General features: G+C 58.5%; 12 protein-coding genes. 9 read left to right on the top strand and 3 right to left on the bottom strand.

The window, feature by feature from the left end; all coding sequences use genetic code 11:
• Positions 1-132: 132 nt before the first annotated feature.
• From AB0P14_RS03725 to AB0P14_RS03715, 3 genes are all read left to right on the top strand, one after another.
• Positions 133-1,044 carry a LysR substrate-binding domain-containing protein gene (locus AB0P14_RS03725; RefSeq protein WP_363837876.1) on the top strand — a complete coding sequence of 304 codons (912 nt, stop codon included), beginning with the start codon at positions 133-135 and terminating at the stop codon, positions 1,042-1,044.
• Between the two features lie 1,216 nt (positions 1,045-2,260).
• Entirely contained in the window at positions 2,261-2,416 is a 156-nt protein-coding gene (locus tag AB0P14_RS03720; protein ID WP_363837873.1) for a hypothetical protein, read from the top strand.
• Positions 2,417-2,612: 196 nt separating this feature from the next.
• Positions 2,613-2,930 carry an EthD family reductase gene (locus AB0P14_RS03715; protein ID WP_363837870.1) on the top strand — a complete coding sequence of 106 codons (318 nt, stop codon included), beginning with the start codon at positions 2,613-2,615 and terminating at the stop codon, positions 2,928-2,930.
• Between the two features lie 43 nt (positions 2,931-2,973).
• On the opposite strand, the gene AB0P14_RS03710 is transcribed toward AB0P14_RS03715, so the two are convergent.
• On the bottom strand, positions 2,974-3,756 hold the full coding sequence (locus AB0P14_RS03710) for a GntR family transcriptional regulator (RefSeq protein ID WP_363837867.1): 783 nt from the start codon (positions 3,754-3,756) through the stop codon (positions 2,974-2,976).
• Between the two features lie 315 nt (positions 3,757-4,071).
• Between AB0P14_RS03710 and AB0P14_RS03705 the strand changes: the two genes are divergently transcribed.
• From AB0P14_RS03705 to AB0P14_RS03680, 6 genes are all read left to right on the top strand, one after another.
• Positions 4,072-4,881 carry an ABC transporter ATP-binding protein gene (locus AB0P14_RS03705; RefSeq protein ID WP_363837865.1) on the top strand — a complete coding sequence of 270 codons (810 nt, stop codon included), beginning with the start codon at positions 4,072-4,074 and terminating at the stop codon, positions 4,879-4,881.
• Between the two features lie 13 nt (positions 4,882-4,894).
• Positions 4,895-5,941: an ABC transporter substrate-binding protein gene (locus AB0P14_RS03700; RefSeq protein ID WP_363837862.1), complete on the top strand. Its 1,047-nt coding sequence runs from the start codon at positions 4,895-4,897 to the stop codon at positions 5,939-5,941.
• Positions 5,942-5,943: 2 nt separating this feature from the next.
• Positions 5,944-6,768, top strand: a complete 825-nt coding sequence (locus AB0P14_RS03695) for an ABC transporter permease (protein WP_363837856.1) — start codon at positions 5,944-5,946, stop codon at positions 6,766-6,768.
• Between the two features lie 65 nt (positions 6,769-6,833).
• Positions 6,834-7,880, top strand: a complete 1,047-nt coding sequence (locus tag AB0P14_RS03690) for an ABC transporter substrate-binding protein (RefSeq protein WP_363837859.1) — start codon at positions 6,834-6,836, stop codon at positions 7,878-7,880.
• Positions 7,881-7,882: 2 nt separating this feature from the next.
• The gene (locus AB0P14_RS03685) at positions 7,883-8,707 is read left to right on the top strand and encodes an ABC transporter permease (protein WP_363837856.1); all 825 of its coding nucleotides are present in this window, start codon (positions 7,883-7,885) and stop codon (positions 8,705-8,707) included.
• Positions 8,708-8,828: 121 nt separating this feature from the next.
• Complete coding sequence (locus AB0P14_RS03680; RefSeq protein WP_363837853.1) at positions 8,829-9,566, top strand: sulfite exporter TauE/SafE family protein; 738 nt, start codon at positions 8,829-8,831, stop codon at positions 9,564-9,566.
• A 75-nt stretch (positions 9,567-9,641) separates the two neighbouring features.
• Here AB0P14_RS03680 and AB0P14_RS03675 read toward each other — a convergent pair whose 3' ends face one another.
• Both AB0P14_RS03675 and AB0P14_RS03670 read right to left on the bottom strand, forming a co-directional pair.
• Positions 9,642-10,445: an SDR family oxidoreductase gene (locus AB0P14_RS03675; protein ID WP_363837851.1), complete on the bottom strand. Its 804-nt coding sequence runs from the start codon at positions 10,443-10,445 to the stop codon at positions 9,642-9,644.
• 5 nt (positions 10,446-10,450) lie between these two features.
• On the bottom strand, positions 10,451-11,929 hold the full coding sequence (locus tag AB0P14_RS03670; RefSeq protein WP_363837848.1) for a pyruvate carboxylase subunit B: 1,479 nt from the start codon (positions 11,927-11,929) through the stop codon (positions 10,451-10,453).
• Positions 11,930-11,934: the final 5 nt, after the last annotated feature.

Raw genomic sequence — 11,934 nt, 5'->3', positions numbered from 1 at the left:
TGCAGCCGGAGCGTGTAGTTGCCGGATGCATCCATTGGTCCTTCCAGAATGCAACGATTAATTGCATCTGTCTAACAGTTTTTTACGAAGTAACACATCTGAATATCAGATGAAATGCTGTAGGCTCGGGGAATGGATGTGACATTAACCCAATTGCGGTATTTCAGCGAGGCGGCAGCAAGACTGTCCATGACCGTCGCGGCAGAGCGGCTCAACATTGCTCAGTCGGCAGTTTCCACTGCCGTCGCCCAGCTCGAACGCCAGATCGGCTCGCAGTTCTTCATCAGGCAGCGTTCCAAGGGCCTCGTCCTGACGCCGGCCGGGGAACTGTTCCTGCGGGACACACATGCGGTTCTGGCCCATCTCGAGGAAGCCCTGGAGCATGCTCGGGGCGAGCAGGCCACCATTTCCGGAAGCGTTCGCATGGCCTGTTTTCAAACCTTGGCACCGTTCCTGCTGCCGGGCCTGCTGAGTCGCTTGCGGGCCGACCATCCCGACTTGGAGCTGGAAGTGGTGGAGGCAGATGCCAAAGGCTGCTCTTCGGCTTTGCTCAGTGGACGGGTGGACTTGGCTCTCTGCTACGACATGGGACTTCCTCCAGAAGTGGCAAGCACGGCCGTACACGTTGCGAGACCTTATCTGGCGCTGCCACCCGGTCACCGCTTTGCGGATCGTAAAGAGCTTGCCTTGGCTGAGATGGGTGACGAACCGTTTGTGTTGCTTAATCTGCCGCACACCAAGGAGCTAATGATCGGAATTCTGGAAGGAGCCGGGCTTAAGCCCGACGTACGTTTCGAATCCGGGAGTTATGAAACGGTGCGCACCTTCGTGGCCAACGGCCATGGATATTCCATCCTGCACCAGCGTCCACAGCATGATTTCACCTACGACGGCGGCCGGGTAGTGCCCGTCGAGATCAAAGGTCCCGTGCCTGAACTGGCAACGGTCATTGCACGTTTGCGTACCCAGCGTTCCACGGCCAGAATGCGGGCAGTGGCGCAGGCGGTACGCCAGCAAATCGCCAGTCTCCAAACGCGGGCATAAGTACCTCTGTGCGTTTCATTTCCGAGAATGATTTCCCGGCGGACGTCGAATAATTTCTATTCCACCGATGTTGTCAGAGCGGCTGGCGCTGCCCGCGCTAACATGGGCAGACTCCATTTGGACAGGCTTTGTCGGGGAGTCTGCTGTGTCCGCAGGAGGGAGCGTTCCGCAAGTGCTGCGGTTACGATTTTCAAAACCTCGAATGGATACACGGCGACTTGGCCGAGGTGCTCTCCGGCAAGTCATAGCGATTCGACGTACAACCGACCAGCAGGGCGTGTTTGACTGGGCCCACGCGATCAAACGGACTTGCTCTTTCCCCGTGGTACCGTCCCAGCCTGACTGTGATGCCCGTAGGCGAGTCATACGGCATCTGACCAAGCATGCCCAAGACACTGGCTGGAGGCATGCACTGCTGAAACCGTCGATTAGCTTTTATAGGATCCTTGCCCAGAAGTCAACGATGCGGCATCGAATATTTTGGGTTGGTTATTATGCATTGGTCTGAAACAGTGGATGAATGTAACCGACTCATTAGAAACTCATTAAATTGGTTGACAAGTGCCGCCTTTTCAGTACCATCCGTTGTTATGCTTCCTTCGCATTGACAAAGGTCAGGAACGGCTTCTGACAACTCGAAGTGGTCGATCGAGACGACAGCGGGGCTCGTAACCGTTGACAACCGATGAACGGCTTGTAGTACCCAACATGCTCTGACCTGCGGCGATGGCCTTCGTTGGCATTTACATTCAGTTGTATTTCCTGCCGTCCAGGACCGGCTGTTTCGGTCCGAATTCGGGAGCCCGCTGGAGACTGAACTCGGCTTGGCGTTGAACTCGTGCTGCTATGCCAGCGCTGGACCGAATCAGCTAGTCGCATCTCACCACCATTCGCTTCGTCGGCCCGGCGGTGGCGAGGCCGAGGGCGTCGGCGAGGGCATCGGTGAGACGGTCGCCGTCGAACATGGCGGAGAGCATTGGCCTGGTGAACGGCCGGGCGGGTGCGGGGAGTCAGGATTTGAGGACTTGGCCTGTGCTGGACATCAGCTGCGCGCCAGCGGGGGAGTGGGCGATGTTGTCACGCTCGTAGCGGTCGAGGAACTGCTCTGCGCCTTGGATTGTCAAGGGGATACCATCGCGATGTCCATGCGGGCGCCGAGCTCTTGGTGGAACAGTCTTGCCGCAGTTTCCTCCGCCGGTGTTGGTGCCCTTCAGGCGTGTGCGCGGGCCCAGCGGACTGGGACGACGAGGAGGGTGAGCAGGACGTAGAGGAAATCGTCGTGGCCGCCCGGGACTTAGCGGCGGGCATGGTTGAGCCGTCACATTATGTGGCGGCCGCGGTCACTGTTCGGGCCGTGGCGATCAGCTCGTAGGTGTCGATGGTGGCTTAGTGGACGCACCTCATGGGGCGGGTGGCGATTTCTCCGTGGGTCGCCGTACGCGAGGGGAATTGAGCATCCTGTTCCATGGTTGCCCATTGACAAGATACGTTTCATAACGTTACGTTACCATTGAGCCTAATTTCTTAGCTCAAAAGTTCCCCTCCCCGCCAACACGAGAGGTTTCATCATGACGAAGATCGCAATTATTCTGTTCCGCAACGACCAGACTTTGGAGGAGCAGCACCGTTGGTGGCTGGAGGACCACGCGCCAATGGCGAAGAAGATGCCGGGGCTGCTCAGCTACACGATCAATCTTGCGGGCACGGACGAAGACAACAATGAGCCCGCCATTGCCGGCACGGACTACCTCGAGTTCGCCGATTGGGATGCTGCCATGACGGCCTACAACTCAGAAGAGTGGAAAGCGGCTCGCGCCCATACCCAAGCCAGCGGCGCCAAGACCATCCGAACCTGGCTGTCGGACACCAAGCAAATCGAAATCTAGTCCGGTTTTGTGGGGACGCGGCAACCGCCGCGTCCCCACGCATTTAAGTTTCAAAGGTGTAGTTAAAGTCTTGGTTGGCATCTGTGACCACGTCTGCCCGAATTTCAAAGCCGCTCGGATGGAAGTGTGTAATGGTGCATTCCAGGGGTTCCCCGGCGGAGGTGTAGGTGACGCGCTCCAACCGTGGGACAAAGGGAATGTCCGACAAATCCAACAAGTCCGCCAAATCAGCCGGCGGCGGCTGCAGAGTGACCACGAGCTTTGCGTGGTCCAATCGCTTTGTGCTCCGCTCCTGGATGACATGGTAGACCGGATGCTGCTCCAGGTCCGCTCGACTGACAAGCCGGCCGATCTCGGCAGGCATGAAGATGTCTGCAATGGCGAATGGTTTTCCCTCGCTGGCGTATGCCCGGCGGACAACCAGGAACGACGTATCGGCGGAGGCAATTTGAGCCGGAATGCCATCGGTTCCCTCAACCCACCCATACGCCAGCATGGATACCACAGGGTTCAGACCGGCCGCTGTAAATGACTCGACAAACGGAGCCAAACGATTCAATGACTGAATGGGACGGGTGGACGTAACAAACGTTCCCTTTCCCTGGCGGCGAACCAGGAACCCCTTCTCGGTCAATGTGTCGATGGCCTTGCGGACTGTAGTCCGGCTGACGCCGAAATCCTCGATCAGCTCTTCCTCGGTGTGGAACCGGGATCCGGGTTGGAGTTTGCTTACCTCGTCCACGAGCACGTCCGCCATCTGTTGATAGACGGCGACTGGACTGTTCCGCTGCAGGACGGCTAGACGGTTCTCAGCTGGATGGGCCATTGGAATCCCCCTTGAAGATGCGCGGACTGTTAACGTCACCTAATGCGTGATGACGATTAGAGATGTTTTGATGATACCCCGTCGACTGGAACTTGTGCGGGATATCTGGCATCAACGGTGGGTGCGCATCGAGTTCCATCGACATGGAGTCTGCCGGCCAGAAATTCATCTCCAAAGGTATTGCGATCCAAGTCACATCTGACTATGGTTGTTCCAATACGTATCCATACGTTACCAGTCTCATTGATCGACTTTGGAGTCACACTGATGCATACTACGTTGACCGACGAACCCCGTCGGCAAAAGGAGCAGGGAATGAGCCAAGATACCGCCGTTGAAGGAAAAATCGTCTTCTCTCAAGTCGACAAGATCTTTCCCTCACCCTCCAAGGGCGGGGAAAAAGTCTCAGCTCTGGTCGGTTTGGACTTGTCGGTCCAACTGTCTGAAATTGTCTCAATAGTTGGGCCGACCGGGTGCGGAAAGTCCACAGCCTTGAACATGGTTGCAGGTTTTGATTCGCCATCAAATGGCCGTCTGCTCTTGGACGGCCGGTCAATCCACAAGCCTGGTCCGGACCGTGCCGTCGTTTTCCAGCATGCGGCACTCTTCCCCTGGATGAACGTTTTTGAGAACGTGGTTTTTGGTGTCAAATCACGAGGAATGCCGAAGGCGGAGTACACAGAGAGCGCCGCGAAATTTGTCAAGGCAGTCGGTTTGTCCGGTTTCGAAAAGCACTATCCCTACCAGATCTCCGGCGGCATGCAACAACGCGTGCAAATTGCCCGGGCACTTATTTCCAATCCTGAAGTCCTGCTGATGGACGAGCCGTTCGGTGCCCTGGACTACCAAACCAGAATTCTCATGCAGCAACTGCTGTTGGAACTTTGGGAGGAATTCCGTCCCACAATCCTCTTCATCACCCACGACGTCACGGAAGCAATTTACGTGTCAGACCGGGTCATTGTGATGGGTGCCCGTCCGGGGCGCGTCAAGCTGGAGGTCACCGTAGAGGAACCCAAGCCTCGTCCCCTGGAGTTCCTGACGTCTGAGACATTTACAAATTTGGAACACCAAATTCTTGAAACCGTCCAGCACGAAATCACCGCGGCACGTGCAGCCCACTAGCAGGAGCATCCACATGTTCAAGAAGACTTTTGCATTGCTGACCGCGATCACCCTGATTGGTGGGCTGGCTGCATGCGGAAACGCCGGCGCCAACAAATCAAGCGACAACAATGACGGCATCAAGTTCAATTGGGGCATCGCACAGGGATCGTATCTGGCCCTGTACGTGGCCGACGACAGAGGCTACTTCAAGGATGAAGGGCTGGATCCGCAATTCCAAGTATTCCAGACCGGCACACCGATGCTGGCCGGCCTCCAGAGCAACAGCTTGGACATCATTACGACCGGACTCGCCTCTGTATTTGCACTTGGCCAGGGAATCCCGCTCCGATACATCGCCCTCGAAGGCGACGCGTCCGCCGCCGAAGGAATGGTTGTAGCAGATGGCTCGCCCGTGAAATCGGTCAAGGATCTTCCGAAGGCAGGAAAGATCGGCGTGCCCACTGGGACGTGCGCCCAGATTTCGGCATACTGGGCCGCCGAGGCAGCAGGCGTCAAGTATTCAGACCTCGACACGGTCAACATCACCCCGAATCTCTATGCGAACGCGTTTTCAAGCAATTCAATCGGTGCTGGCTTCTCTTGGTCCCCATATTTGATCGACCTAGCTCAGCAGGGCAACAGAATTGTTGGCTATGACGCATCCTGGGTACCAGGAGGAGGGACCTGCCCTGAGATGCATGCAGGAAACCCAGCCTTCCTGGATGCCAACCCGGAAGTTCCGCAGAAGATGCTGCTGGCCCTCGCCCGTGCGTGGGCGGACATAAATGCTGACCCCAGCGTTGCCAGCGCTGCGCTGGTGAAGCGCCTGCACGTCAGCCAGGCTGTGGCGGATGAGACGGCGAAACTCTACATCGATGCCAACCCGACGCTTGCAGACCAACTGAACCCCGATCTTCGATTCTCGTTCAATGGTGACAAGGGTCTGTTTGCGCAGTTGAACCTGGCGTCGACGACTTTTGCGACTTTGGGTGTTATCAAGGAGCCGGTTCCGGAAGCGACGCTTCGGAAGGCCCTGGATCCGCAGTACATTGAGGCTGCAGTGAAGGCAGGGAAGTAGCCATGGTTTTGACGAAATCTGTACGGCAGGCCCGGCCCACCGACCCGGATGCGCGGCGGCGGTACATTCCCAGCCCCGTCATCTCTGTCATCTCGCTGGCCGTCATCATGGTTGTCTGGTTCATTCTGACCAACACCGGCATTATCGGCCCCCGGCAATTCCCCTCGCCGCAGGCGCTCTTCTCGCGCTTTATCGAGCTGGTCAATGACGGATACGGTGGTGCCAGTCTCATGGACCACATCACCATCAGCCTGACGCGCACCCTGGTTGGATTCGTTATCGGCTCCATCCTGGGCATCATTGTTGGTCTGATCGCCGGCTCCAACCGGGTCTTCAACGCCGCGATCTCACCGATCATGTCCTTTATCCGCCCAATCCCCCCGATCGCCTTCATTCCGATGGCCGTGCTGTACTTCGGCCTGGGCGAGACGGGCAAGATCGTTCTCATCACGGTGACTTCGTTCAACTACACCGTGGTCAACGCCCAGGCCGGTGCGGCGGGGGTTCCCATTGCCTACCGGCGTGCGGCCGCCACCCTTGGTGTCAGCCGGATGCAGGAGTTCTTCCACGTCATTGTTCCGGCAGCCCTGCCCAACATCTTCGCCGGGCTCAAAGTCGCCCTCGCATTGAGCTGGGCTGTCGTTGTCGCCGCGGAACTCGTTGGCGCACAGAAGGGACTGGGCTTCATGATCAACCAGGCTGCCTTGTTCTTCGACATCCCCACCGTGTTCATTGGCATCATCCTCATCGGCCTCATCGGCCTGGCCCTCAACCTGACCCTGGGCTTCCTAGAAAAGAAACTCGTCCACTGGCTCGGACGCGGATAAACACCAACCACAGCTAATGTACGTGACCATTGCTTCACGTGCAGACTACTTTCAGGAGCATCGACATGTTCAAGAAGACTCTCGCGGCGCTGGCCGCAGTTGCACTAATTGGTGGACTTGCTGCCTGCGGAAATGCCGGCGGCAACACCTCAGCGGGGAATCCCGACGGCATAAAGTTCAACTGGGGCGTGCCCCAGGCCGCCTACCTGACGCTTTATGTGGCGGATGAAAAGGGCTACTTCAAGGATGAAGGGCTGGATCCGCAATTCCAGGTATTCCAGACCGGCGCACCTCTCCTCGCCGGACTTGAGAGCAACAGCTTGGACGTAGTTACAACGGGGCTGGCCACAATTTTCGCGCTGGGCAAGGATATTCCGCTGCGCTACATCGTCGCTGAGGGCAACGCTTCTGCTACGGAAGGGCTCGTGGTATCCGCCGACTCCCCAATAAAAAAGGTCACTGACTTGGCCAAGGCCGGAAAGATTGGCGTTCCGACTGGGACGTGTGCCCAGATTTCGGCATACTGGGCGGCCGAGGCTGCGGGGGTCAAGTATGCAGACCTTGACATCGTCAACATCACCCCGAACTTGTTCGGAAATGCCTTTGCCAGCAAGTCCATAGATGCCGGCATCTCTTGGGCCCCGTACCTTGCAGATTTGGAACAGCAAGGTCAGCGGATTGTAGGACACGACAACGAATGGGTTCCTGGCGGGGCCGCCTGCCCGGAGATGCATGCAGGAAACCCAGCCTTCCTGGATGCCAACCCGGAAGTTCCCAAGAAAATGATTGCGGCACTGGGGAAAGCATGGAATGACATCAAGGCCGACCCGTCCGTAGCCACGGAAGCGCTCATGACCAAGCTGCATGTCACGAAGCCCGTGGCTGAGGCAACGGCGAAGCGATACATCGAGACGTACCCCACCCTCGAAGATCAGCTGGACCCGAGCAACATATTTTCATTCTCCGGTGACAAGGGTCTGTTTGCGCAGTTGAACCTGGCGTCGACGACTTTTGCGACTTTGGGTGTTATCAAGGAGCCGGTTCCGGAAGCGACGCTTCGGAAGGCCCTGGATCCGCAGTACATTGAGGCTGCAGTGAAGGCAGGGAAGTAGCCATGGTTTTGACGAAATCTGTACGGCAGGCCCGGCCCACCGACCCGGATGCGCGGCGGCGGTACATTCCCAGCCCCGTCATCTCTGTCATCTCGCTGGCCGTCATCATGGTTGTCTGGTTCATTCTGACCAACACCGGCATTATCGGCCCCCGGCAATTCCCCTCGCCGCAGGCGCTCTTCTCGCGCTTTATCGAGCTGGTCAATGACGGATACGGTGGTGCCAGTCTCATGGACCACATCACCATCAGCCTGACGCGCACCCTGGTTGGATTCGTTATCGGCTCCATCCTGGGCATCATTGTTGGTCTGATCGCCGGCTCCAACCGGGTCTTCAACGCCGCGATCTCACCGATCATGTCCTTTATCCGCCCAATCCCCCCGATCGCCTTCATTCCGATGGCCGTGCTGTACTTCGGCCTGGGCGAGACGGGCAAGATCGTTCTCATCACGGTGACTTCGTTCAACTACACCGTGGTCAACGCCCAGGCCGGTGCGGCGGGGGTTCCCATTGCCTACCGGCGTGCGGCCGCCACCCTTGGTGTCAGCCGGATGCAGGAGTTCTTCCACGTCATTGTTCCGGCAGCCCTGCCCAACATCTTCGCCGGGCTCAAAGTCGCCCTCGCATTGAGCTGGGCTGTCGTTGTCGCCGCGGAACTCGTTGGCGCACAGAAGGGACTGGGCTTCATGATCAACCAGGCTGCCTTGTTCTTCGACATCCCCACCGTGTTCATTGGCATCATCCTCATCGGCCTCATCGGCCTGGCCCTCAACCTGACCCTGGGCTTCCTAGAAAAGAAACTCGTCCACTGGCTCGGACGCGGATAAGGAACAGCCCGGACGTTTGATTCGAAAATCCCCTTGAGCCTCGGTTGTGTGTCGGCATGTTCGCCCGGCACGCAACCGAGGCTTTTCTCGTGTAATCGGCCAGGGCTGGAAAGAGTGGACTATGGAAACGGCTTGGCTGCTCGGTGTGGCAGTATTTTCTGGCGCCATCATGCAACGCCTGACAGGCATGGGGTTCTCCTTGGTGGCAGCCCCCTTTCTGGTCTTGATCATGGGGCCCGTCGCCGGCGTGACCATGGTCAATTTTTGCAGTGCTGCGGCGTCGGCCTGCGTTCTCGCAGTTGTCATCAAGCACGTGGACTGGAAAAGGTATCTGGTACTGGCACCGTCAGCCCTGCTGGGCATATTGCCAGGAGTTGCCATAGTCGCCATTGTGCCGAGTGCATGGCTGCAAATCGGTATCGGCACAGTAGTTGTGGCAAGTCTGACCTTGTCACTTTGCCTAAGATCAACGAAACCTGAAGCGGGACTCGGGGCACTGATAACTGCTGGCGCCACCAGCGGCATCATGAGCGCGACAGCCGGCATTGGGGGCCCTGCGATCAGCGTCTATGCAGTGGCAGCGCGATGGGAGCAACGGAGCTTTGCTGCGACCATGCAGCCATATTTTCTCACCACCGGGGCAGCCGCGATTGCGGCGAAGATGCTTCTTGATCCTGCAGCAATGCCGGGGCTGCCACTCTGGACCTGGGGCGTGGCTGCCGCTGCCATTGTATCTGGTCTGGTGGCCGGGGAACTGCTCGCGAAGCGCATGCCCCTGGCATGGGCACGGCGGCTGGTGATCTTCCTCGCCTATGCAGGTGCCCTTGCCGCCACCCTGCGGGGGATGGCGGAACTTTAGTGGAGCATGTTGGGTGCTGAATCAGGCATTGCAAAGGCCGGCCTCCATTGGGAAGCCGGCCTTGTCGATGGTGGGTTACTCGATTCTGGCCAGGCCATCGGTGGCTGTCCATCCGCCGTCGACCATCACATTCGAGGCCGTAACGAATGCACCGGCATCAGAGGCGAGCAGCAGCATGGGCCCGACAAAGTCCCGAGGCTCGGCCCAGCGGCGGAGCATGGAACGGTTGGCGACAATGTCCACCCATTCCTGCTTTGAGCGAACATCGGCAGTCAGCGGTGTCGCCACGGGGCTTGGCGCAATGAGGTTGACCCGCACACCTTGCGGACCGAGCTCCACCGCAAGAGTTCGCATGAGCTGCACCAATGCAGCTTTGGTTGCTGCATACATGCCGGAACCCGGTTCTACCACGGAGGCACGAACACTCGAGAATGTGATGATCGAGCCCTTGCCGCGTTCGGCCATCTTGGCACCAAAAGCTCGGGCCAGCAAGAGTGTGTACTTGATGTTCATGTCCATCTGGAAGTCGATGTCAGCTTCGCTGTGATCCAACAGGGTCTTGCGTACAAGAACAGCGGGTGTGATGACCAGGACTTCCACATCCGGATGTGCCGCCACGAGCCTGTCAATGTCATCAGAAGACGTCATGTCCAAGGCCACGCCGGTGCTTGCCAAGCCGTCGGCGGCCAGCGCGGCGACGGCAGCGTCCGTCAGCTCGGCAGTGCGGTCTGAGCAGATCAGTTCGGCGCCGAACGCGGCCAGGCCCTTGGATAGTTCCAGTCCGAGCCCGCCGCCAGCGCCCACAATGAGCGCCTTGCGACCGGTGAGGTCGAACAGCGATCCGAGGCTGCTCTTGATTTCTGTTGCAGTGGTTGTCATTGGTTCTATCCCTTTTCCATGTTGTACTGCATGCGCACCGACTGGCCCGGGCGGGTTAGCCGGAAATTGCTGATCTTCTGGTTCCTGTTGACGGAGTCGATCAAGTAGCTGAAGGCGTCCGTGGGTACGTGCTTGTAGCCGCCCCAGTCCTTGAGGTTCCAGCCCCTGAGAAGCGGCGGGGAATAGAACAAGGCGAGAGTGAGAGCCTCCTCTGTTTCAAAGGGCCCATTTTCGGCTTTGAAGCGCTCCACCATGGGTTCCAGCACTTCGCCGGGCCGCTGGGTGATGGGCGCTTCCCCTTTGGCGACCTTGTCCAGGACGTCTTGGTCCACGGGGCCCGGAGGTGTGCCGTAGTAGCCCAACAGGTAGCCCCGGATCTCGTCAGGAACCACCGAGTACCGATCCCCAGTGACCACGTTGAGCACGGCAGTGATGCCCACATATTGGGCCATGGGACTGACCAGCAACGGGTAGCCCAGGTCCTTGCGCACCTGAATGACTTCCTCCAGAACTTCCGGCAGCCTGTGGACCATTCCCTGGTCCGTGAGCTGCTGGCGCAGGTTGCTGAGCATGCCGCCCGGCACCTGGTGCTTGAGCATTTCCGGATCGTGCTTGAGCGCGTGGCTGGTGGGCAGCCCCCGCTTGCGGGCCAGGAGCATGAAATATGACTCCATGTCGCGGATGGCTTGGCGATCCACGTCCACTTCGAAGCCGCGATCCGCCAAGTTGTCCAGCAGGAAATCGTGGGAGGGATGCGAGGTGCCCCACGCCAGCGGGGGTACCACGCCATGGAACACGTCGGGGGCGTCCTCGCCCATGTCCATCGCGGCCTGATGCACTTCCGGTCCGGTGCCCGTGGATGTATGGCAATGCAACTGCAGCTTTTGCCCTTGGAGCACTCCACGCATCCGCTTGAGCAGCATGCGGGCCCTGTCCGGGGTCAGCATGCCGCTGGGGTCCTTCAGCGACACATGATCCACGCCCATGTTGACGAGTTCACGGGTCTTCTCGATGAAGTGTTCGTCCGTGTGGTACGGGCTTTCGGTGTAGGTGACGCTGCCAATGATGTTCAACCCCAGTTCCTTGGACACCTTTGCCGAGTACTCCAAGTTCCTCATGTCGTTGAGCGGGTCAAACAACATGATGGAGCTGATCCCGTTCTCTGCGAAGGTCCGTATGGTCTGCTCCGCCACGTCATCGGGGTACTGTGTCCACCGGAACACGCTTTGTCCGCGCGAGTTGAAGTTCAGCAACGTGTTTGGCATGAGCTTCTTCAACAGGCGGATGCGCTCAAACGGGTCCTCCTGCAGGTACATGATGGAGGTGTCCATCATGGCGCCTCCGGCCACGTCGACAATTTCAAAACCAGCCCGGTCCATGGTGGTGGCGATCGGGATGATCTCCTCCGTGGACAGCCTGGTGGCCCACAGGCACTGAACACCGTCACGGATGGTGACGTCCTCGATGCTGACTTTCTTTCCCATCGTCT

This window comes from Specibacter sp. NPDC078709, assembly GCF_040686795.1.
Taxonomy (GTDB): Bacteria; Actinomycetota; Actinomycetes; order Actinomycetales; family Micrococcaceae; genus Specibacter.
This window is presented reverse-complemented; position numbering and strand designations above follow the sequence as displayed.